This window comes from Sutterella sp. AM11-39, assembly GCF_003472385.1.
Classification (GTDB): Bacteria; Pseudomonadota; Gammaproteobacteria; order Burkholderiales; family Burkholderiaceae_F; genus Duodenibacillus; species Duodenibacillus intestinigallinarum.
The window spans coordinates 154224-174829 of sequence record NZ_QRLV01000002.1; the positions used below are offsets into that span (position 1 = coordinate 154224).

Below are 20606 nucleotides of genomic sequence, written 5' to 3' on the forward strand. Positions count from 1 at the left end.
CGAGATATAGACCGTCCGGTCTTGCACAGTCCGTTTGCAAAAGGCAACACGCGCGACCGTGTTGCCTTTTGTTGTCTTTGTCTGCGTCGGACGGCCGGCGCCACCCGAAAAACAAGTCGTTTCTCCGTTATCGATGCCTTGTTGTCACTGGGAAAAAACCTGCAATGCTGAGAGGCCTTGCTAGAATCAGTGAAATCCAATACAGACGCGCCTTTTCGCGCCTTTGCTTTTTATTTGAAAACTTAGAAATCTCGAGGTTCATCATGCGCATCATGATCAGCGGCTCGATCGCTTACGACAACATTCTTTCCTATGGCGGACGCTTCAGCGATCACCTCGTACGCGAAAGTCTTGACCACATCAATCTCACCTTCGTCACCGACTCCATGACGCGCAACTACGGCGGATGCGCCGCCAACATCGCGTATGCGCTCAAGTTGCTCGGCGGCCATCCCGTCGTCACCGGCGCCGTGGGTACCGACGGTTCCGACTATCTTTACCGTTTCGAACAGCTGGAAATCGAAACCTCGGTGGCCAAATTCAACGATGTCTTTACGGCTCAGTGCTTTGTAACAACCGACAAGACCGGTTCGCAGCTTGCTACGTTTAACCCGGGCGCCATGTCCCGCTCTCATGAAGCGGCTTTCCCTGAAGGCGAGATCGGTTTGGCTCTCGTTGCTCCCGACGGCAAGGAAGCCGTGATTCAGCGCATGAACGAATGCTTCTCGCGCAACATTCCGGTGATCTTCGACATCGGCCAGGCCATCTCGATTCTCTCTGGCGACGAAATCCGTGAACTAATCAGCAAGACCACATATCTGGCCGCCTCGGCTTATGAGCTTGAACTCATTAAGCGCGCCACGCTTCTGACCACCGACGAAATCGCTGATCTCGTCAAGGCTCTGATCGTCACCTACGGAGAAAAGGGATCAACGGTCTGGACCGAAGGCAAGGAAATCACGGTTCCCGCCTGCCGCGTGCCCAACGCTGTGGACCCGGTCGGTGCGGGTGACGCCTACCGCGGCGGTCTGCTCTACGGTCTTTCCAAGGGCTGGAGCTGGGAACAGACGTTGCGTCTGGCTTCCGTCATGGGCTCGTTCAAGGTCGAAAAGACAGGCGCTCAGAACTACGCTCCAACCAAGGAGCAGATTGCCGATCGCTACAAGGCGACCTACGGCGAAGAAATGCCCGCCTAAAAGCCAAAAAAGTGGCCGGACAGAAGCTGCCCATAAAAGCTTCCGTCCGGCCGGGCACCCGTGCTCAAACAGGTGTTCTTTACGTCAAGCGTCTGTGTCGAATTAGGCCAGGCGCTTTTTCTGCATCTTGTCGCGGATCAAGATGGCAATCAGGTTCATGGCAAACACGAGGACAACCAAGAGCAGCCCCGTACCGTACTGCATCGGGCGAGTCTTTTCGATTTCGGTACCGGCCGTTGCAAGCACGTACATGTGGTAGGGCAACGCCATCACCGAGCTCCAAACGCTCTCAGGCAGCTTCGGCGTATAGAAAACAGCAGCGGTAAACATCACGGCACTGGTTTCGCCCGCGGCACGAGCCACAGCCAGAATGGCACCGGTAAGGATGCCGGGCAGAGCCGAGGGCAGCACGATGCGGCCGATCGTCTGGCTCTTGGTGGCGCCCAATGCAAGACTCGCGTCGCGCCAGGAGCGCGGCACCTGCTTGAGGGCTTCTTCGGTTGTGTTGATGATCACGGGCAGAGTAAGAACAGCCAGTGTGAGGATGCCGGAGAGCAGACTCACGTTAAAGCCCAGGGCCGTCACGAAGAAGGCCAAACCGAACAGACCGAACACAATCGAAGGAACGCCGGCAAGGTTGGCAACCGACAGACGAACGATATCGACCACAGGACCTTGCTTGCCGTATTCGTTAAGCCACACGGCGCAAGCCACCCCAAAGGGCAATGCAATGGCAATGGCACCGGCAGCAAGCAGGAAAGTACCCACAAGGCACGGGAACACGCCGCCCGAAGTCATCATTTCACGCGGCGAATCGAGCACGAACTCAATGTCGAGCGCGCCGATGCCGTTGACAAACAGAAAGACGCAGGCGATCACGAGAGCAGCGCAATTAACGAAGGCGGCCGCACGCAACGTGAAGAAAGAGAAAACCTGCGTGGCCGCGCGCTTGGCGCGAGTCTTTTCGCGAGCCTGACTGCAAATGCTTTGTTGCTGATTCATTTTTTGCTTTTCCTTAATTCAAATGCATCACACGGCGGGCGTCTTGTACTTCTGCGCTAGGCGGAAGGCGATCGCGTTGAAGATGAAGGTCATCACGAAAAGCGCAATGCCGGTTGCAAACAAAGCGTGGTAATGGGGACTGCCGAAGGGAGCTTCTGCCATTTCGGCGGCAATCGAAGCGGGCATCGGACGGATCGGGTCAAAGATCGATTCGGGCACAATGGCAGCGCCGCCCGCGACCATCAATACGACCATCGTTTCACCGAGCGCGCGGGACATGCCGAGCATCACGGCGGTACCGACGCCCGAGAGTGCATACGGGAAGGTCACGTTCTTGAGCGTTTCCCAGGGCGTAGCACCGAGAGCAAGAGAAGCGTCCTTCAGTGAACGAGGCACAGCGTGCAGAGCGTCTTCCGCAATCGAGCAGATCGTGGGAACAGCCATGAAGGCGAGCATCAATGCCGCATTGAAAAGATTCAAACCAGTGGCGATGCCGAGCGTGTTCTGCAGCCAGGGCGCAACGAGCACCATGCCGATGAAGCCGATCACGACAGAGGGCAACGCAGCAAGCAGTTCAATAAAAGGCTTGATGATACGGCGCGTAGTATTGGCAGCCACTTCCGAGAGGTAGGCGGCCGTCATCAATCCGAGCGGAACCGCAAACAGGCTTGCCAGGAAGGTCACGGCAAGCGAACCGGCAATCAGAGAACCGATTTCAAAGTCGGGCTGATCGCCGACCGGATACCAATCGGTTCCGAAGACGAAGTCGAGAAAGCCGGTGCTGGCAAACACCGGAAGGCCTTCACGAAACAGATAAAACACAATGCCTGCGAGCACGGCAAGCGAGAGCAAGGCCAAAGCGGCTAATCCGCCTTCGACAGCCTTTTCTCTAAAGTCATAACGCATTATGGGCCTCTTTATAAACCGCCGGCTTCTTTCGTGCGGCAACTCCAGGTGAGCTGTTGCCGCACGTTCGAGGCCGGCAGACGATGTTCATTTCTAAATTACTTCAGAGGAACGAACCCGGTTTCCTGAACAATCTTCTGGCCGGCAGGAGACACGACGAAGTCTGTAAAGGCCTTGGCATCACCATTCGGAGCACCGTTGGTGAAGAAGTACAGTTCGCGGGAAAGCGGCCATTCCTTGGTCTTGGCGGCTTCAGCCGTAGCGACCTTGCCGCCGAGCGTCAGAGGCTTGGTCTGCTTGTCGAGGTAGCCGATGCCGATATAACCGATGGCGTTCACGTTCTTAGCCACCGTCTGCACCACCGTGCCGTTGGAGGTCTGCAGCAGAGCGCGCGGGGTCACACGTGCACCCTTCATCACGAGGGATTCCCAGGTTTCAAACGTGCCCGAGCTCGAGTCGCGGCTCACCACAACGATCGGGGCGTCCTTGCCGCCGACTTCCTTCCAGTTGCGGATCTTGCCTTCGAAAACGGCCTTGAGTTGTTCCTGCGTAAGATCCTTCACCGTGTTGGCGTTGTTGACAACCGGGACGATAGCGTCAACTGCAACGGCCGTACGATAGGGCTTGACGCCGCGCTGTTCGGCAAGCTTGACTTCGCTCGCCTTGATATCGCGCGAACTCATGGCGATGTTGGTGAGACCGTCAATTAGTGCCTTGACGCCGTTGCCGGAGCCGCCGCCCGAAAGAGCGATGTGCACATCCGGATTGGTCTTAGCAAAGGCTTCGGTGGCCTTCTGAACCACGGGCAGAACCGTCGTGGAACCGTTGATGACCAGATCACCGGCAAAAGAGGTGGCCGCAGCGGCAACCATCGCAGCGGTAAGGCAGAGTTTCTTGAACATTTGCGTTTTTTCCTTCATTGCAATTCAATGAGTGAAGGTCTGCTTTGACTTCCTGATTTGTCAGCGCCCCAACGTCAACGGAAGTCTGACCTTCGAAAATTTTCTCTTCGGCGCTTTTCAGAACCGCAATGCTGAACGTCGTTTGTGACAAACAAGCGAACGTTTTATGACGATTTGATGACAGCGAAATCTTTTTTGTCCTTGTCATCAAACTGTCATCAAAAACGAATCAAACAGTCACGTTTCCTGCCTACGATCCGCCTGCCGCGCAAGAAAGAAAGTGCTTCGCGCGCCTCGACAGAGTGCAACCTCTCGTCCGCCCTCTGCGTATTTCTTCTGCCCATACGAATTGAAAAAAATGAACGTTTCCGAACCCAAAAACGAAATCAAAATCCGTGCCGAACACGTCGATTTCAGCTACGAAAACACCCAAACGCTGTTTGATATCAACCTGGAATTCCGCAATCACGAGGTCACCGCACTGATCGGTCCTTCGGGCTGCGGCAAGTCGACCTTCCTGCGCACGCTCTCGCGCATGAACGAACTCATCTGTGACACCACGCTCAAAGGAAAGATTCTTCTGGACGGAGAAGACATCTACGCTCCCAACTACGATGTGGTGCAGCTGCGCCAGCGCGTGGGCATGGTCTTTCAGAAGCCCACGCCGTTTCCAAAGTCCATCTTTGAAAACGTCGCCTACGGCCTGCGCGTTGCGGGCATCAGCAGCCGTTCGATTCTGGCCGAAAAGGTCGAAGAAAGTCTGCGCCGTGCCGCGCTTTGGGAAGAAGTCAAGGATCGCCTCAATGAGAGTGCCCTGGGCCTTTCGGGCGGCCAACAACAGCGTCTTTGCATCGCCCGCGCCCTGGCCGTGGAACCCGAAGTGCTCCTGATGGACGAACCATGCAGCGCTCTGGACCCGATTGCCACGCAACGCGTGGAAGAAAGCATCCTGGAACTCAAGCAGTCCCTGTGCATCGTCATCGTGACTCACAACATGCAGCAGGCCGCCCGCGTGTCGGATAAGACCGCGTTCTTCTTCATGGGCAAGCTCATTGAGTTCGACGATACAGACACGATCTTTAATAACGCCGCCAACGTCCGTACCCGCGACTACGTCAACGGTCGTTTCGGCTAAACGTCATCATCGTGCCTCAGATGCAGTAAAAAAGCGGCCGACTCGGGCCGCTTTTTTACGTCTGAATGCCGTCGATTGCCCGGCTATGCCGCGGGAGCCTCTTCAGCTGCCCCCGTACCTTTGAGCGTCACTTCGAGCTTGTCGTAAGGAATTTCAATGCCCGCCTCGTTGTATGCCTTGAGAACGGCTCGGAAAATATTGCTCTTGAGTACCACTGTCCCGTCGCGGGGATCGGCAATCCAGAATGCTGCGCGCAGATTGATGCCGCTTGCGGCAAACTCGGTTACGGCAAACCAGGGCTTGTGACCGGGATCGTGCAACACGCGCGGCTGGGCAAGAACACATTCGGAGAGAATACGCAGTGCCTCGTCGACGTTGCTTTCGTAAGCACACGAAACGTCAAGAGTGACAAGCGTTGCCGTATCCGTGTGCGAGTAGTTCATGACGCTGCCGGTAACGAAGTTTTCGTTGGGCACGATCATTTCTTCGCCCGAAGTGTTGCGCAGCACCGAATAGCGAGTGTTGATCTGAGTGATGATGCCGGTAAATCCCGCAGCGTTGACCATGTCGCCGATCTTGATTGACTTGTCGCACAAAATGATGAAACCCGAAATGTAGTTCGAGGCAATTTTCTGCATACCGAAGCCGATGCCGACGCCGAGCGCTCCGCCGAAGACCGAGAGCACCGTCAGATCAATGCCCGCGCTCGACAAGCCGACCAGAACGCCGAGAATTAAAAAGCCCACACGGCACAAACGCGCCAGAACGACGCGGGAATTCATCTCCATCTCGCGCATGTTCATGATGGCCGCTTCGCACAAACCGGAAATGCGGGAGGCAATGCCCAAGGCCAAGAACAGCGTGAGAAAGCCGACGATGAGAGCCCAGACGGTCAGTTTGTCTGTACCGATCGGCAGCTGACAGGCTCGCATCCAGTCAACAATCACCGGCAGCACGTCGATGATTTGCAAAATCGCAAGCACCCAGAAGGCGATGCGCACGGCGTGCCGCAGACCTTTGCCGAACATGCGCTCGCCCAGCAGCACCGTGAAAAACTGCATCAGCACCAGCAGGATTGCCCAGGCATAGAAGATCTGGTAGGCCACGCGCACGAGCACAAGTTCGCTACGGTCGCTTAAAAAGCCGGTTTCCGTGATTCCCCACACGCACAGCGACAAAAGAGCTGCGGCCGTTGCCGAGAACAATATGTCATTGATCGTATTGAGGCACAGCTCGAGAGCTTTGGCCTTCCATGTCTTGCGCCCGATGCGCAACGTCAGCGCCTTGATGTGCGCGCCTGCAATCTTATGCACCACCAGCCCGGCAAAAACCGCCAGCACGATGGCTGCAACCTGCGCAAGAATCACGTAGCCGTGCGTGGTGCCGGTAAAAAGCGCCACGATGTCACCAATGAGCGTTTCCGAAGTGTGGATCACCGCCTGTCCTGCGTTGGCGAGCACGTTGTCCGCATCGGCGGGCAGATTCGTTGTTGTCGTCATCTTGTTACCCCCTTCGTGCTCTTAGAAAACGTACAGACCCATGCTGGCAGGAACCAGAAAGCGCAGCGCCAAATTCAGAAGCAAAAAGAAGAGAATCGGCGACAGATCAAACCCTTTGATCGGCGGCAAAAGACAGCGGAAGGGACGCAGGAACGGATCAAGCAGCGTCCCCAAAAGCGCCATGTATCCCGACCAGCGGTTAGCAAAGAACGACATGATGCAGTAGATGATGGTGCCCCAGATCAGGAGATTGACGAGCCAGCGCAGCGCCATGGCGATAATCGCTACGATGAAGGCCGTCGCCGTCTCGGGCATGCCCATCAATTCGCGTCCGGCCCAAACCTGCACCAATGCCACAAAGATCGTTGCGGCCAGCGTTGGCAAATCCCAATCGCCGCGCGGACGGACCACAAAGCCGAAAGGCGTCACGAGCCAATTGGTGGCCTTCCAAATGAAACCCACCACCGGATCTCGCGGCGTGATGGCAAGCGTCCAGCACCAGGCACGCAGTAATAGAAGACTTCCGATCAGTCCGGTCAGAAAAGAAAAAATCGTGTACATAGCTATTGGCCGAGCTTTGGCAAAAGCAGGCCCGTTAAGGATGAAAGCGTCGCGGCTTTAGAAAACTCAAGCGCGCGCGAAGGATTGTTCGAGAATGCTCAACTGCAGTCGCGCGGCGGCGCCCGCAAACTGCGGACTGCCGAACGCCGATCGGGAGCCGTTTAAGCGCACCCAGTCAAAGTGCGGGCCCGGATCGGTTTTTCGACCCGGTGCAATATCGCTGTGTCCCACAATATACGAAAGACCATATCGGGCGTCAATGGCGCCCAAAAGCTTTACCAGCGCCTGATACTGAGCCTCTTCGAAGGCCACGAAATCGGTTCCTTCCAGTTCGATGCCGATGGAAAAATCGTTGCAGTTGTCGCGCCCGTTAAAACGGCTCACACCGGCGTGCCACGCCCGCTTTGCGCAACTTACGAACTGCTCGATGCGCCCGTCGCGCGCAATAAAAAAGTGACTCGAAACCCGCAGCCCTTCGAGGTCTGTCAGATCAGGGTGGGTCTTGGTGTCGAGCTCTCCCATGAAGAGATCCCGCACAAGCCCCGTCCCAAACCGATTCGGAGGCAAAGAAATGTTATGCAGTACGACGACATGCGGCTCGGCATCTTCGTCCGGGCGTTCGTTGTAATGCGGACTCTCGTGCCGCTCTGCCGCGACAAGCCAGCCCTCGGGGTCAATGACGAGATCCTGCGCCATCTCAGGCCTTGTGAGCGCGCGCCTTCTTGCGGCAGCGCTCCGAGCAATATGCCTTTCCGTCGCCCAGCACCGCCTCATCTTCAGGAAAGTATGCGCCGCATTCCGGACACTCGATCATGGCCGTCGGAAACTTCGATTTCTTGCCGTCAACCTGCTTGTGTGAGTCACCCTTGGTGCGGCGGCTGCGCGCAAACACAAAGGCGGCATAAATGGCGACAATCAGAATCACCCAAAACAGAATTCTTCCCATGATTGACTCGCTAGTGGATCATCGCGTCAAGGATGAAGCGATACACGAGATAAGCAACCGCCAGGAAGACGATGCCGGCCCAGAACCAAGCAAGAGCCTTCTTTTTGCGCCAGCCGAGGAAATAGCGGCCTGCCAGAAGCACGGCAAACACGATCCAGGACAACCACGTCAGAATCGTCTTGTGCTCGAATATGAAGTAGGTCTGGTGCAGTTCGTAGGTGGCCATCGCACCCAGAAGCAGCACGCAGGTCAGGCAGGCAAAGCCACAGGCCACGATGCGGAAAAGAATGCGTTCCATCGCCAACAGACTCGGCATGCTCGACAAAAGACCGCCCCTATTGAGCGTAGCGGGGTTAGCCACTTCGCGTTCCTTGCGAGTAAGCAAAATCGCCTGCACGACGGCAATCGTCATGAAGCTGTAGGCCGCAAGCGCCATCAGAAGATGGACGCGAAAAAGAATCGACCATTCCTGCGCCGGGAAAAGCTCACCCTGAAACACCACGGGCAGGGCCGTACCGAAGGCAGACACCACGATCACGATGCCCATCAAACCGTTGATGCGGTGCACGAGACTTTCAACGAGAACGATCGCCACGGAGATGCACAGCAGAGCCGAGACAGCCATGCCGAAACCGAAGCGAATCGCCCCGGGAGCAAACATGTTCATCAGAACGCCCACGGCGTGCGCGGCAAAGCCCACAAAGCCCACGGTGCGAAGCCAGGCAGGCGCCACCGCTTCGGGTGCGTTCAAAACCTTCACAATGCCAACGCCGCAGACAAGGTAGGCCAGGGCGGCAATCACAAGCAAAATTTCGCTCAGAGCCATCTGAGAGTAATCCCAAAAAGAAAAACAGCACGTCTGAAAGGATGTTTTTCAAACACGGAAACAGACGGCGCAGTGCTTTAAAATATCCGACCGCGTGTCTGCCGCAGACTGGCGAGCCGTCGTCTTTCGGATTGAAAAACGGTCCGCTCACTGATCAAACAGCCTCTCTTTTTTATGCGATTCTAGTCGAGCCTGCCCCGCAGGAACCTTAAGAGCGGTCTGCTTTGCATTGCGTTTGGGCTTTCACTCAAGGTAATTTCCATTTTTTCGCTTTTTCCAGCCGTTTTTTCATGCTTGAGAATCTGAGTTCCCGCCTTTCGCGCATCGTCAAAACCATGCGCGGACAGGCCCGCCTGACCGAACAAAATACGCGCGATATGCTGCGCGAAGTACGCCTTGCGCTGCTTGAGGCCGACGTCGCCCTTCCCGTGGTGCGCGAACTCACCGCCCGCATCAAGGAAAAAGCGCTCGGCGAAGAAGTTGTCGGCAATCTCAACCCCGGTCAGGCTCTGGTAGGTGTTGTGGAACGCGAACTCACCGCAGTCATCGGCGGCGACGTTCCCGAAAAAGATCGCCAGATCAACCTCTCCGTTCAGCCGCCTGCCGTAATTCTCCTGGCCGGTCTTCAGGGTTCGGGTAAAACCACGAGTGCGGCCAAGATCGCCAAGTGGCTCAAGGAAAATCTTAAGAAAAAGGTTCTCACCGTCTCGGCCGACGTGTACCGTCCCGCCGCTATTGATCAGTTGAAGACCGTTTCCGCGCAGGCCGGCGCCGACTTCTTCGAATCCACACCGGATCAGAAACCGCTTGACATCGCCCGCATGGCGCTCGACCATGCCAAGCGTCACTTCTACGACGTGCTCATCGTCGATACGGCCGGACGTCTGGCCATCGACGAAGCCATGATGCAGGAAGTGAGCGACCTCGCCGACTTCCTCAACCCCGCCGAAACGCTCTTTGTGATCGATGCAATGCTCGGTCAGGACGCCGTCAACACGGCCCGCGCCTTCAATGAACGTCTGACGCTTACCGGCGTTGTGCTCACCAAGCTCGACGGTGACAGCCGCGGCGGTGCGGCCTTGTCGGTGCGCATGGTCACGGGCAAACCGATCAAGTTTGTGGGTCTGGGTGAAAAGCTCGACGGCTTTGAGCTCTTTAACCCCGAACAGATGGCCGGCCGCATCCTCGGCATGGGCGACATCGTCTCCCTCGTCAAGGACGTGCAGAAGTCGGTCGACCAAAAGACCGTCGAGAAGCTCGCCAAGAAGATCAAGTCCGGCGACAAGTTCGACCTGGAAGACTTCAAGGGACAGATCTCCCAGATGAAGAACATGGGACCGATCTCGGGCATCATCGAAAAGCTCCCGGCTCAGTTCCAGCAAGCTGCCGCACACGTCAACGACAAGGACGCCGCCAAGCAGATCCGCCGTACCGAAGGTATCATCAATTCGATGACGCCCAAGGAACGCCGCAACCCTGAAATCATCAAAGCGAGCCGCAAGCGCCGCATTGCAGCGGGTGCGGGCGTCACCGTGCAGGAAGTCAACCGTCTGCTCAAGCAGTTCGAGCAGACCCGCGACGTGATGAAGCACATGCAAAAGGGCGGCATGGTCAAGATGATGCGCGCGCTCGGTCAATTGGGCGGCCGTTTCGGCGGCTTCGGACGCCGTTGAGCGTACGACGGTCATGCGCTCGGTCACCTGGGAATCGTTTCTCGCCTCCCCCGCAGGCCGCACCGTATTGGCCTGGGAGGAAGGGGCCTGCGCACGGTTTCTTGCCAACAAATCGGGGAATCGGGCCCTTCAGATCGGTTTCGGCGCATTGAACCCCTTTGCCGCCAGCCCGATCACACACCGCATTCTCATTGACGACGTAGTGCATGCGCACGCCAGCGAGAGTGATTTTCGAGACCGCGTGCTTGCGCAAGCCGACGCACTGCCACTGTGCGACGAATGCTGCGATGCGATCGTGCTCGCGCATACGTTCGATCGACACCCCGAAAAGTTGCAGGCTACGGTAAACGAAGCCGCACGCGTGCTTGCCCCCAACGGCCTTCTCATTGCTCTTTTTTTCAACGCGATGGGAAGCTGGACACTGCGAGAAAAAGTTTTCCCTTCGCGAAAAATTCTGCCCAACGGTTCGGCCTGCATTCCGATCCTGTCCATCAAGGCGGCCATTCAAAAAGCGGGACTTTCGCTCGAAGGCGGCAACTTCGGCGTCTATGCCGTCAGTCCCGACAAGAACTCCGCCAATGTGCGTCTGCCGGGCTGGCTTGATAAGGCCGGAGACCGTTGGTGGCCAACCTTAAGCAACGTCATTTTGCTGTCGGCCCGCAAGGTGACCGTCAAAACAACGCTTGTCGGCAAAGTCAATTTCGCGGCCGCCAAATCCGGAAAAACCGTCTCGGCCACACTGAAAAATTCCGAATCTTTGAAGATCTCCAATGACGCAGCAGACTGTTCTTGAAATCTGGACCGACGGCGCCTGCAAAGGAAACCCCGGCCCCGGCGGCTGGGGTGTTTTGATGCGTTTTGGCGCTCACTCGCACGAGCTCTACGGGGGAGAAGCCCAAACCACCAACAACCGAATGGAACTCACCGCCGTTATTGAGGCCTTGAGCGCCGTCAAGCGTCCCGTGCCGATCGTCCTGCATCTAGACTCGAGCTATGTACGCAACGGCATCACCGGCTGGATCCACGGCTGGAAGAAAAAAGGCTGGCGGACGTCCGACGGCAAACCGGTCAAAAACGTCGAACTTTGGCAGCAGCTCGATTTGCTTGCCGGAAAATTCGACATTGACTGGCGCTGGGTTAAAGGCCATGCCGGAGACCCCGGAAACGAACGCGCCGATGAGCTGGCCAATATGGGTGCGGCGCAATTTGCCGAGTAACCGACACGAGAATTCATCATGCGTCAAATTTGTTTGGATACGGAAACCACGGGACTTTACGCCGATAAAGATGATCGAATCGTGGAAGTCGGCTGCGCGGAAATTGTCGGCCGAACCCTCAGCGACCGACCCGAGGCGTTTTTCCACCGCTACATCAATCCCGAGCGCGACGTGCCTATTGAGGCAGTGAACGTGCACGGTCTTGACAACGCCTTTTTGGCCGACAAGCCTGTCTTTGCCGACATCGTTGACGATTTTCTGAAGTTCATCGAAGGCGCCGAACTCATCATCCATAACGCAAGCTTCGACGTGGGCTTTCTCAATATGGAGCTCGGACGTCTGGGTAAAGGCCGCATCGAAGACTATTGCCTGAAGGTGACTGACAGCCTGAAAATGGCTTCCGACATGTTCCCGGGGCTTCGCAACAACCTTGACGTACTCTGCACGCGCTATGAAATCGATCGTTCGGCCCGTACCCTGCACGGCGCCTTGCTCGATGCGCGACTTTTGGCCGAAGTGTATCTCGCCATGACCCGCAAGCAGGGCGAATTGCTGGGAGACACTTACGAGGCAGGAGAAAAGGGCTTTCAAATTCCGGACAAGAGTCTGTTTGTTCGAGCCGAAGTGCCTGCCGACGAACTGGCAGAACACGAAGCCTTTCTCGAGCGCATCGCCAAAAAGTGCAAAAAAGGGTGTCGCTGGACGCAGGCACTGCACTCCGAAGAAACGACGAATGCGTCCTGAGCACCTCCCCGACCACGGCCTACGCCAAAATACTCAAGAAAAACAAGGCAAAAACCGATAGAATGCGCGGATTACACTCAGGCGCCGTTCCTTTTTGATACGGCGTCCTTTTTTCCGAACTTGCGCGATGATTGATCTACAACACATCACGCAGCGCTATCCCACTCCCGAAGGCGGAGTTTTTTACGCTCTCAAAGACGTTTCGCTGCACATTGAACAAGGCGAAATCTTCGGCATTATCGGCCGCTCCGGGGCAGGCAAATCCACGCTTGTGCGCTGCATCAACTTCCTTAACCGTCCGAGCGAAGGCACGGTCACCGTCGACGGCAAATGCCTCAACACCATGACGGAAGCCGAACTGCGCGCTTCGCGCCGCAACATCGGCATGATCTTTCAGCACTTCAACCTGCTGAGTTCTCGTACGGTGTTCGACAACGCCGCTTTCCCGCTCGAACTGATTGGCATGGACAAGGCCAAGATCAAGGCCAAGGTGGACCCGCTGCTCGATCTTGTGGGGCTTACCGAACACCGCAACAAGTATCCGGCCCAGCTCTCGGGCGGTCAGAAGCAGCGCGTGGGCATCGCCAGAGCGCTTGCCAACGACCCGCGCGTTTTGCTCTCGGACGAAGCCACGAGCGCTCTTGACCCCGAAACCACCATCGCCACGCTCGAACTTCTGAAGCGCATCAACAAGGAGCTCGGCCTCACGATCGTCATGATTACCCATCAGATGGACGTGGTAAAGCAAATCTGCGACCGCGTCGCCGTCATGAACAAGGGCATCGTCGTGGAAGAAGGTTCGGTGATCGACGTTTTCCGTCGTCCCCAGACCGAAACCACCAAAGCCCTCATCGGCAACATCATGGCTCAGGAACTACCCGGCTCCATGCTCGAGCGTGTGCGCGAACAAGTGGCAGGCCTCGATAAGGATTCGGTGCACATCCTGCGCCTGAGCTTCGTGGGCAGCGAAGTGACGCGCCCGGTGATTTCCGAAGCCAGCCGAATGTTCAACATTGACGTCAACATCCTGTTGGGTCAGGTCGACGAAGTGCAGGGTAAGGGCTTCGGCACGCTCACGATTCTGACGAGTTGCAACACGGACACCTTCTCTCAGCTGCTCGAATATCTGCGCAAGCATAACGTCACCGTCGAGGAGGTCACAAGCCATGTCCTCTGATTTGATGCTCATGCTATGGGACTCGTTCGTCGAGACCGTCATCATGGTGGGCTTGTCGGGCTTCATCGGCTCCGTCTTCGGCATCCCGCTGGGCATTCTGCTACATGTCACCGACAACGGCGGCGTGCACCCGATGCCGATCTTTAACAAAGTGCTCGGCTGGATTATCAATGCCGTGCGTTCCACTCCGTTCATCATTTTGCTCGTGGCAATCATTCCGCTTACGCGCGTCATCGCCGGCACCTCCATCGGTACAGCCGCTGCCGTTGTGCCGCTGACGATCGCCGTCGCACCCTTTATCGCGCGTCTGGTGGAAACGAGCCTGCGAGAAGTAGACAAGGGCCTTATTGAGGCCGCTCAGGCCATGGGCGCCACCAATCTGCAGATCGTCATGAAGGTGCTTCTGCCCGAAGCCATGCCCGGCATTGTGGCAGGTCTCACTATCAGCCTCGTGAGTCTGGTGGGCTACTCCGCCATGGCCGGCGCCATCGGCGGGGGAGGTCTGGGCGACATGGGCATTCGGTACGGCTATCAGCGCTTCATGCCCGATGTGATGCTCGCCGTGGTGGTGATCCTCATTGTGTTCGTGCAAGCCATGCAAAGCTTCGGCGACTGGCTGGTGCGTCGCATGAGCCACAAATAAGGTATTTCACCCTGAAGATAACGCCGCGCACTCGCGCGGCGTTTTGCTTTGGAATATCCTTATTGCTGTCGGCGCTCGACTTTCCTTGCCACGCGCCCGCTCCCTTGTTGCAAAAGCCTGATATCGCCATGCCTGTCTACCATCTCTATTTTTCGCCGTGCTCGAGCACTTATGATACGACGTACGCCTTCTGCCGCGCCATCTCGCAAAACGCCGCCATTGAGGTGAACCTTACCGATCGCGAAACCGAAGTCCCGGAAATTCCTGCCGGTTCCGTTGCCGTCGTGGCAGCCCCCGTTTATGCCGGTCGCATTCCGACGCCGATGGCCGACAAGCTCGCGCGCGCTCGTCTAGAAGGCGTCAAGGTCGTCACCTTTGCGGTGTACGGCGGACGTGCCTACGAAGATGCGCTTCTGGAACTCAACGATCTGTGCGAAAAAGCGGGCGCCACGGTTCTGGCAAGCGCAGCAACGATTGCCGCACACGTTTTTGTACCAGATCTCGAACGCGGCCGCCCCGATGCGAACGATTTCGCCGAAATCAAAGACTTCGGCCGCCGCGTCTGCGAAAAATATGCCAAGGGCGAAACCACGCCCGTGATCGTTCCCGGCAACCGGCCCTATCGCCCCGCCTATAAAGCTGCTTTCGTCCCCGAAACCGACACGGCCATGTGCCGCAAATGCGGCGTGTGCGTCGCCGCCTGCCCGACGGGGGCGATTGACGCGCAGGATCCCTCCAAGACGGACATTAACTTGTGCATCAACTGCATGCGTTGCGCCGCAAGCTGCGCCTCAGGGGCCAAAGCGCAGCCCGCTGCCGCCAAAGCCTTTATTACGGCCCGCCTGTCGCCGCTGTTGGGCGGACACAAGCCCAACGAGTTCTACGTTTAAGCACTCCGAGAGGCGCTGAAATTCTTCCAAGCTCTTGGTTTCCTTGTGAGTTTTGGGCATAATTAGCGACTCATGCGGGCGTAGTTCAATGGCAGAACGAAAGCTTCCCAAGCTTTATACGAGGGTTCGATTCCCTTCGCCCGCTCCAAGATTCGACGAAACGGACCGCTTTTGACAACGGTCCGTTTTGGCTATCTACTGTCCTCCTTTTTTCAGCATGTCCGGCAAAGAACTCACACCTGAAGAGCTCGAGGAGCTCAAGAACCGTCATATCCGCAGTTTCGTGCTGCGCCGCGGCCACATTTCCGTCGCCCAGGAGCGCGCTTTCGAGGAAATCTTCCCGAAATACGAAGTCAAGTACGAGGCCAAACCCTTTGACGACGAGGCCGCCTTCGGCCGCAAAGCGCCGTTGGTTCTTGAAATCGGCTGCGGCATGGGCGAAACGACGGCCGCCATCGCTCAGGCTCATCCGGAAGTCAACTTCCTGGGCTGCGAAGTGTTCGTCGCCGGCGTCGGCGCGCTCAGCAAGCGTATCGATGAAATGGGTCTTGAGAACATCCGCATCGCGCGTCACGACGCCGTGGAAGTGGTCCGTGACATGCTCGCACCCGATTCACTCTCGGGCATCCACGTCTACTTCCCCGATCCCTGGCGCAAGGCCCGTCACCACAAGCGCCGTCTGATCCGTCCGGAAATCGTTTCGCTGCTCGCCTCCCGCCTGCAGCCCGGCGCCTATATCCACTGTGCCACCGACTGGGAAAACTACGCCGAACAAATGCTCGAAGTGCTCTCGTCCGAACCGCTTCTGAAAAACCTTCATCCGGAAGGCTTCTCTCCGGTGATGGCCAATCCCTTGTGCGAGCGTCCCTGCACCAAGTTCCAGGCCCGAGGCGAACGACTCGGCCACGGCGTATGGGATCTCGTCTTCGTGCGCATCTGAATTTCCCCGCACCCTCAAAAAAAGCCCCGGCGAGGCTTCGTCCCGTCGGGGTTTTCATTTGCAAAGCGCTTGCCGATCAGGCGATCGTGATCATGCGCTTGGCAGGTTCCTGATGCTCGGGCTGCTTGGGCACTTCGATCGTCAGAATGCCGTCTTCAAAGCCAGCCTTGCAGTCTTTCTCATCCACGCTTTCGCCCACGTAAAACGTGCGGCTGCAGCTGCCGCTGTAGCGTTCCTGGCGAATCAGCTTACCTTCCTCGTTCTTTTCTTCGTCCTGATGGCTCTTGACCGCCGTCACCGTCAGGTAGCCGTCCTTCAACTCGGCTGAAACGTCTTCCTTCTTGAAGCCCGGCAAATCGATGCTGAACTTGTAGGACGAATCCGTCTCGCGAATGTCGGTTTTCATCAGATGCGAGGCGTGCTTGCCGAACACGCGGTTGTGGCCGCGGCCGAAATCGGCAAACGGATCAAATACATCAAAAACACTGTCATCAAACAAACGCGGAAGCATTGCAGACATGATCTTCACTCCTTCTGAGCGGAGTGCCGCCGCACACTATCTTCATGCGGTCGGACGCTTCGCTCGCATTAAATCGCTATGTCACACCGGACGAGGACCTTTTCGGAAACCCTCGTCCTTTCCTACAGTGCTATATGGCTGCGCGTCCGCACCTTTTATATTGGATCAAATCCCAATTGGAATTACGCGATTTAGCCACAGTGTCGCCTTCGTTTTCCACGAGCGCACTTTTTCTTGCCTTTAGCAAGAGACAAAACCCGTATTTACTAAAAGTATTTTTTCTTCTTCAGAAAAAGCTTTTTAAACTATCATTTAAACGATTTAATGTTGCTCTTTCGCAACATTCAAACACCTTCAAGGAAAACCTAAAACACAGAATTTTTATTTATTTTCAACGGTCTAGATGTTGCCGCTCGTCGGTATGTTTCTCTAAAAATTTAAACTCCATCAAAAAGTGTTTAATTTTTTCCCATTTAATCAATTTGACTGAGCCGAACTACGCCATTGAGCGTATCATCCTAAACGTAGAAACGACATTTCGCCGCTTCTGATACATAAAGTCCGGTTGTGCGCCATCAAAACTCCGAGACGAAGTTGCTTGACGTCGTTCAGCCTGACAGAGAGAGGAGAAAAATAAAAATGTTGGATCTTAATCGCCGTTCCCTGATCAAAGGTTCCGTGGCTGCAGGCGTTACCGCACTGTTCGGAACGGCCGCTCAGGCTTCCACGAAAGTTCCTGCAAAGTGGGACGAAACCCATGACGTCGTCGTGATCGGTTCCGGTTTTGCCGGTCTGGCTGCCGCTATCGAAGCTAAGAAGGCAGGCGCCGACACGGTCGTTCTTGAAAAGATGCCTACCGCAGGCGGCAACTCCATCATCAACGGCGGCATTCTGACGGCTACCGGATGCCCGCAGCAGCTCAAGCACGGCATCAAGGACTCGCCCGAACTGCTCGCTTCCGACATGCTCGCCGCCGGTCTGTACATGAACCAGCCTGAAAAGGTGAAGCTCGTTGCCAAGAGCGCTCTGTCGAACTACGAATGGACGGTCAAGGAGCTCGGCGTTGAATACAACCTCGAAGCCATCGGCCAGGAAGGCGGTCACAGCGTTCCGCGCTACGTCTTCACGAAGAACGGTTCGGGCTCCGGCATCGTTACCAAGGAACTCGAGAAACTCAAGAAGATGGGCGTTCCGGTGCGTCTGCGCTGCTATGTCGAACGTATCTTCCGTGACGACAGCGGTCGTGTGGTCGGCATTCAGGTTCGCGACGGCTATCGCTTCCCGAAGGCCGGTTCCGGCAAGGTCAAGACCATTGGCGTTAAGAAGGGCTTGGTGCTCTGCTACGGCGGCTTCTCGCGTGACGTTGACTACCGCATGATGCAGGACCCGAAGCTTGTCGCCAAGCTCGACTCCACCAACCAGCCCGGTGCAACGGCCGAACTGTGGCGTGAAACGAGCCGCATCGGTTGCGCACAGGTTCAGAACGACTGGATCCAGTGCACGCCGTGGAACAGCCCGAAGGAAAAGGGCATGGGTCTGGGCTGGACGTTCTCCCAGTCTGGCGCTGCCGAATTCGGTCTGTGGGTCAACACGGCCGGCAAGCGCTTCGTCGACGAACTCGCCAACCGCAAGGTTCGTGCCGACGCCATCATGGTTGAACAAAACAAGGGTCTGCGCGCCGTGGCCATCTGCACGGAAGCCAACCTGAAGTCCTACAACGTGGCTCGTCCGGGCATGCTCAAAAAGTTGCTCGAATCCGGCGTTGTGAAGCAGTACAAGACCTTAGCCGACATTGCCGCCGACTACAAGATGCCGGCTGATGTGCTCGCCAAGACGGTCGAAACCTTCAACAAGGCCGTGAAGGATCGCAAGGATCCGGAATTCAACCGCATCATGAACCCCGAACAGGTTCCGCTGGTTGACGGTCCTTGGTACGCTGCCGAAATGAGCCCGAAGGTTCACCACTGCATGGGCGGTCTGGTGACCGATATGCAGTGCCGCGTGATGGACATCTCCACGAGCAAGCCGGTTCCGGGGTTGTTCGCCGCCGGCGAAGCAACCTCCGGCGTGCACGGTGCCGTCCGTCTGGGTTCCTGCGCCATCCTTGACTGCCTGGTCAACGGTCGTATCGCCGGCCAGGAAGCCGCTAAGGCCTAAATCTGAACGAACCGTTGCGCTGACGGCCTCGCGCCGAAGCGCAAGGTGACTTCCGATTGATTGCGGCGAAACGATTTACACAAACCGTTTCGCCGCGTTTTGTTTTGATTTCCTCCACAAAGGCATTGTTTATGCGTTTTGCCAAACTCGTCGCTCTGAGCACCATTCTGCTGTGCGCCGCCACTACGAGCGGCTACGCGGCCACCGGAGCCGAACGGCACGTTGCCAAAGGCGTGAAATGTGAGATCTGCCACGGTCCCGACAAGGCCAACCCGCAGCTGCCGACCATCGACAACTGCAAGACCTGCCACGACATCAAAGCCTTGGTTGAAAAGACCAAAAACATCAAGCCGACCAATCCGCACGTCTCGCCGCACTATCAGGATCAGCTCGACTGCGTCAACTGTCACTACATGCACGAAGAGCCGGTCAACTTCTGCGACCAGTGCCACACCTTCGGCTTTAAGGTACCCTGACAAAGAGCCGCCCGAAGGCGGCCCGATACATTGTCTTTAGTGCTTGGCATAGAGCCGATCCGGCGAAACAATGACCGGGTCGGTGGTATGCCATTCGTCGTTTTCAAGCCTGCGGTAAAAGCAGCTCTCTCGTCCGGTGTGGCAAGCCATACCTCCCACTTGAGTGACAACGTAGAGCACGCTGTCGCCGTCACAGTCAAGCCGAATTTCGTGCAGCTTCTGCACGTTTCCCGACTCTTCGCCCTTACGCCAAAGTCTGCCGCGCGAGCGTGAGAAGTACACGCCGCGACCGGTCGAGCACGCTTCCCGCAACGCCTCGGCGTTGGCCCAGGCGAGCATCAGCACGCGTCCGCTTTGAAAGTCTTGCGCCACCACGGGAACGAGCCCGTCGGCGTTGAACTTCACTTCGTCGATCCAATCCTTTGTCACAGCCGCACCGTGATGCCTTTTTCGGCCATGTATTCCTTGGCTTGACGCACGGAATATTCGCCGAAGTGAAAAATCGAAGCAGCCAAAACAGCATCAGCCTTACCGATCGTGACGCCCTCGACCAGATGATCGAGATTGCCGACGCCGCCCGAAGCGATTACGGGAACGGAAACCGCCTCCGAAACCGTACGGGTGAGTTCCAAATCAAACCCCTGCTTGGTGCCGTCGCAGTCCATGCTCGTGAGCAGAATTTCTCCCGCGCCGAGAGCCGTGACCTTCTTGGCCCATTCGACGGCATCAAGTCCCGTTGCCGTACGTCCGCCGTGGGTGTAGACCTCCCACCCCTTGCTAGGATCGGCCTTGTCGCGTCGTCTGGCATCAATGGCCACCACAATGCACTGAGAGCCGTGCAGCGCGGCCGACTCTCCGATCAGATCGGGATTGTTGACACCTGCCGTATTGATCGAAATTTTGTCGGCGCCGGCATTCAATAGCCGGCGAATGTCTGAGACCTTGCGCACGCCGCCGCCCACCGTAAGCGGAATGAACACCTGGCCGGCCACGGCCTCGATCACTGACAAAATGATGTCGCGCTGATCACTGGAGGCCGTGATGTCGAGAAAGGTCAACTCATCGGCCCCTTCTTCGTTGTAGCGGCGGGCGATTTCCACGGGGTCGCCGGCATCGCGCAGCGAAACAAAGTTAACGCCCTTGACGACGCGCCCTGCGGTCACGTCCAAGCACGGGATGATGCGTTTGGCAAGCAT

The 20606-nt window shown here is 56.8% G+C and carries 23 protein-coding genes and 1 tRNA gene; 13 read left to right on the plus strand and 11 right to left on the minus strand.

Annotation, left to right across the window (positions count from 1 at the left end; all coding sequences use genetic code 11):
- Positions 1-263: 263 nt before the first annotated feature.
- Positions 264-1196: a carbohydrate kinase family protein gene (locus DW133_RS02525; protein ID WP_158571096.1), complete on the plus strand. Its 933-nt coding sequence runs from the start codon at positions 264-266 to the stop codon at positions 1194-1196.
- 102 nt (positions 1197-1298) lie between these two features.
- Here the strand turns inward: DW133_RS02525 and pstA are convergent, their stop codons facing one another.
- The 3 genes from pstA to DW133_RS02540 form a co-directional block, all read right to left on the minus strand.
- On the minus strand, positions 1299-2198 hold the full coding sequence (gene pstA / locus DW133_RS02530) for a phosphate ABC transporter permease PstA (protein ID WP_118274939.1): 900 nt from the start codon (positions 2196-2198) through the stop codon (positions 1299-1301).
- Between the two features lie 27 nt (positions 2199-2225).
- Complete coding sequence (pstC, locus tag DW133_RS02535; RefSeq protein ID WP_118274941.1) at positions 2226-3104, minus strand: phosphate ABC transporter permease subunit PstC; 879 nt, start codon at positions 3102-3104, stop codon at positions 2226-2228.
- Between the two features lie 98 nt (positions 3105-3202).
- Positions 3203-4006: a phosphate ABC transporter substrate-binding protein gene (locus DW133_RS02540; RefSeq protein WP_118275193.1), complete on the minus strand. Its 804-nt coding sequence runs from the start codon at positions 4004-4006 to the stop codon at positions 3203-3205.
- A gap of 358 nt (positions 4007-4364) precedes the next feature.
- On the opposite strand from DW133_RS02540, the gene pstB reads away from it, so the two are divergent.
- Positions 4365-5141 carry a phosphate ABC transporter ATP-binding protein PstB gene (pstB, locus tag DW133_RS02545; protein WP_118274943.1) on the plus strand — a complete coding sequence of 259 codons (777 nt, stop codon included), beginning with the start codon at positions 4365-4367 and terminating at the stop codon, positions 5139-5141.
- A gap of 83 nt (positions 5142-5224) precedes the next feature.
- Here pstB and DW133_RS02550 read toward each other — a convergent pair whose 3' ends face one another.
- The 5 genes from DW133_RS02550 to DW133_RS02570 form a co-directional block, all read right to left on the minus strand.
- Positions 5225-6640 carry a mechanosensitive ion channel family protein gene (locus DW133_RS02550; RefSeq protein WP_118274945.1) on the minus strand — a complete coding sequence of 472 codons (1416 nt, stop codon included), beginning with the start codon at positions 6638-6640 and terminating at the stop codon, positions 5225-5227.
- A gap of 21 nt (positions 6641-6661) precedes the next feature.
- Entirely contained in the window at positions 6662-7201 is a 540-nt protein-coding gene (locus DW133_RS02555; RefSeq protein WP_118274947.1) for a YggT family protein, read from the minus strand.
- 66 nt (positions 7202-7267) lie between these two features.
- Positions 7268-7897 (minus strand): 1,6-anhydro-N-acetylmuramyl-L-alanine amidase AmpD, encoded by a 630-nt coding sequence (gene ampD / locus DW133_RS02560; RefSeq protein WP_118274949.1) that lies wholly within the window; start codon positions 7895-7897, stop codon positions 7268-7270.
- 1 nt (position 7898) lies between these two features.
- Complete coding sequence (locus DW133_RS02565; protein ID WP_118274951.1) at positions 7899-8147, minus strand: PP0621 family protein; 249 nt, start codon at positions 8145-8147, stop codon at positions 7899-7901.
- Between the two features lie 10 nt (positions 8148-8157).
- A complete protein-coding gene (locus DW133_RS02570) occupies positions 8158-8973 on the minus strand; it encodes an inner membrane protein YpjD (protein ID WP_118274953.1) in 816 nt (271 codons plus the stop codon).
- Between the two features lie 290 nt (positions 8974-9263).
- Here DW133_RS02570 and ffh point away from each other — a divergent pair, with 290 nt between their 5' ends.
- The 9 genes from ffh to trmB all read left to right on the plus strand — a co-directional run bounded on the left by ffh (position 9264) and on the right by trmB (position 16257).
- Positions 9264-10646, plus strand: a complete 1383-nt coding sequence (gene ffh, locus DW133_RS02575; protein ID WP_118274954.1) for a signal recognition particle protein — start codon at positions 9264-9266, stop codon at positions 10644-10646.
- Between the two features lie 13 nt (positions 10647-10659).
- Complete coding sequence (locus DW133_RS02580; RefSeq protein ID WP_118274956.1) at positions 10660-11439, plus strand: class I SAM-dependent methyltransferase; 780 nt, start codon at positions 10660-10662, stop codon at positions 11437-11439.
- Complete coding sequence (gene rnhA / locus DW133_RS02585) at positions 11417-11863, plus strand: ribonuclease HI (RefSeq protein ID WP_118274958.1); 447 nt, start codon at positions 11417-11419, stop codon at positions 11861-11863. Before DW133_RS02580 ends, rnhA begins: the two co-directional genes overlap by 23 nt.
- An 18-nt stretch (positions 11864-11881) precedes the next feature.
- Positions 11882-12607, plus strand: a complete 726-nt coding sequence (gene dnaQ / locus DW133_RS02590; protein WP_118274960.1) for a DNA polymerase III subunit epsilon — start codon at positions 11882-11884, stop codon at positions 12605-12607.
- Between the two features lie 127 nt (positions 12608-12734).
- A complete protein-coding gene (locus DW133_RS02595; RefSeq protein ID WP_118274962.1) occupies positions 12735-13784 on the plus strand; it encodes a methionine ABC transporter ATP-binding protein in 1050 nt (349 codons plus the stop codon).
- Entirely contained in the window at positions 13774-14427 is a 654-nt protein-coding gene (locus DW133_RS02600; protein ID WP_118274964.1) for a methionine ABC transporter permease, read from the plus strand. Before DW133_RS02595 ends, DW133_RS02600 begins: the two co-directional genes overlap by 11 nt.
- A 128-nt stretch (positions 14428-14555) precedes the next feature.
- Complete coding sequence (locus tag DW133_RS02605; protein ID WP_147408843.1) at positions 14556-15317, plus strand: 4Fe-4S binding protein; 762 nt, start codon at positions 14556-14558, stop codon at positions 15315-15317.
- Between the two features lie 74 nt (positions 15318-15391).
- Positions 15392-15465 (plus strand) — tRNA-Gly (locus tag DW133_RS02610).
- A gap of 69 nt (positions 15466-15534) precedes the next feature.
- Positions 15535-16257, plus strand: coding sequence for a tRNA (guanosine(46)-N7)-methyltransferase TrmB (gene trmB / locus DW133_RS02615; RefSeq protein WP_118274968.1), 723 nt, complete (start codon positions 15535-15537; stop codon positions 16255-16257).
- Between the two features lie 76 nt (positions 16258-16333).
- Here the strand turns inward: trmB and DW133_RS02620 are convergent, their stop codons facing one another.
- Entirely contained in the window at positions 16334-16777 is a 444-nt protein-coding gene (locus tag DW133_RS02620; protein WP_233542086.1) for an Hsp20/alpha crystallin family protein, read from the minus strand.
- A 639-nt stretch (positions 16778-17416) separates the two neighbouring features.
- Here DW133_RS02620 and DW133_RS02625 point away from each other — a divergent pair.
- Entirely contained in the window at positions 17417-18934 is a 1518-nt protein-coding gene (locus tag DW133_RS02625; protein WP_118274970.1) for a flavocytochrome c, read from the plus strand.
- A 131-nt stretch (positions 18935-19065) separates the two neighbouring features.
- Positions 19066-19410 carry a cytochrome c3 family protein gene (locus DW133_RS02630; RefSeq protein ID WP_118274972.1) on the plus strand — a complete coding sequence of 115 codons (345 nt, stop codon included), beginning with the start codon at positions 19066-19068 and terminating at the stop codon, positions 19408-19410.
- A 36-nt stretch (positions 19411-19446) separates the two neighbouring features.
- Here DW133_RS02630 and hisI read toward each other — a convergent pair whose 3' ends face one another.
- The gene (gene hisI / locus DW133_RS02635; RefSeq protein ID WP_118274974.1) at positions 19447-19839 is read right to left on the minus strand and encodes a phosphoribosyl-AMP cyclohydrolase; all 393 of its coding nucleotides are present in this window, start codon (positions 19837-19839) and stop codon (positions 19447-19449) included.
- Positions 19836-20606, minus strand: coding sequence for an imidazole glycerol phosphate synthase subunit HisF (gene hisF, locus DW133_RS02640; RefSeq protein WP_118274975.1), 771 nt, complete (start codon positions 20604-20606; stop codon positions 19836-19838). The genes hisI and hisF overlap by 4 nt, the downstream gene beginning before the upstream one ends.

What these genes read in the sequence shown, in the direction of transcription:
- DW133_RS02525 (WP_158571096.1), top strand. Translation starts at nt 264, where the DNA reads ATGCGCATCATGATCAGCGGCTCGATCGCTTACGACAACATTCTTTCC.
- pstA (WP_118274939.1), bottom strand. Translation starts at nt 2,198, where the DNA reads ATGAATCAGCAACAAAGCATTTGCAGTCAGGCTCGCGAAAAGACTCGC.
- pstC (WP_118274941.1), bottom strand. Translation starts at nt 3,104, where the DNA reads ATGCGTTATGACTTTAGAGAAAAGGCTGTCGAAGGCGGATTAGCCGCT.
- DW133_RS02540 (WP_118275193.1), bottom strand. Translation starts at nt 4,006, where the DNA reads ATGTTCAAGAAACTCTGCCTTACCGCTGCGATGGTTGCCGCTGCGGCC.
- pstB (WP_118274943.1), top strand. Translation starts at nt 4,365, where the DNA reads ATGAACGTTTCCGAACCCAAAAACGAAATCAAAATCCGTGCCGAACAC.
- DW133_RS02550 (WP_118274945.1), bottom strand. Translation starts at nt 6,640, where the DNA reads ATGACGACAACAACGAATCTGCCCGCCGATGCGGACAACGTGCTCGCC.
- DW133_RS02555 (WP_118274947.1), bottom strand. Translation starts at nt 7,201, where the DNA reads ATGTACACGATTTTTTCTTTTCTGACCGGACTGATCGGAAGTCTTCTA.
- ampD (WP_118274949.1), bottom strand. Translation starts at nt 7,897, where the DNA reads ATGGCGCAGGATCTCGTCATTGACCCCGAGGGCTGGCTTGTCGCGGCA.
- DW133_RS02565 (WP_118274951.1), bottom strand. Translation starts at nt 8,147, where the DNA reads ATGGGAAGAATTCTGTTTTGGGTGATTCTGATTGTCGCCATTTATGCC.
- DW133_RS02570 (WP_118274953.1), bottom strand. Translation starts at nt 8,973, where the DNA reads ATGGCTCTGAGCGAAATTTTGCTTGTGATTGCCGCCCTGGCCTACCTT.
- ffh (WP_118274954.1), top strand. Translation starts at nt 9,264, where the DNA reads ATGCTTGAGAATCTGAGTTCCCGCCTTTCGCGCATCGTCAAAACCATG.
- DW133_RS02580 (WP_118274956.1), top strand. Translation starts at nt 10,660, where the DNA reads ATGCGCTCGGTCACCTGGGAATCGTTTCTCGCCTCCCCCGCAGGCCGC.
- rnhA (WP_118274958.1), top strand. Translation starts at nt 11,417, where the DNA reads ATGACGCAGCAGACTGTTCTTGAAATCTGGACCGACGGCGCCTGCAAA.
- dnaQ (WP_118274960.1), top strand. Translation starts at nt 11,882, where the DNA reads ATGCGTCAAATTTGTTTGGATACGGAAACCACGGGACTTTACGCCGAT.
- DW133_RS02595 (WP_118274962.1), top strand. Translation starts at nt 12,735, where the DNA reads ATGATTGATCTACAACACATCACGCAGCGCTATCCCACTCCCGAAGGC.
- DW133_RS02600 (WP_118274964.1), top strand. Translation starts at nt 13,774, where the DNA reads ATGTCCTCTGATTTGATGCTCATGCTATGGGACTCGTTCGTCGAGACC.
- DW133_RS02605 (WP_147408843.1), top strand. Translation starts at nt 14,556, where the DNA reads ATGCCTGTCTACCATCTCTATTTTTCGCCGTGCTCGAGCACTTATGAT.
- trmB (WP_118274968.1), top strand. Translation starts at nt 15,535, where the DNA reads ATGTCCGGCAAAGAACTCACACCTGAAGAGCTCGAGGAGCTCAAGAAC.
- DW133_RS02620 (WP_233542086.1), bottom strand. Translation starts at nt 16,777, where the DNA reads ATGTCTGCAATGCTTCCGCGTTTGTTTGATGACAGTGTTTTTGATGTA.
- DW133_RS02625 (WP_118274970.1), top strand. Translation starts at nt 17,417, where the DNA reads ATGTTGGATCTTAATCGCCGTTCCCTGATCAAAGGTTCCGTGGCTGCA.
- DW133_RS02630 (WP_118274972.1), top strand. Translation starts at nt 19,066, where the DNA reads ATGCGTTTTGCCAAACTCGTCGCTCTGAGCACCATTCTGCTGTGCGCC.
- hisF (WP_118274975.1), bottom strand. Translation starts at nt 20,606, where the DNA reads ATGCTTGCCAAACGCATCATCCCGTGCTTGGACGTGACCGCAGGGCGC.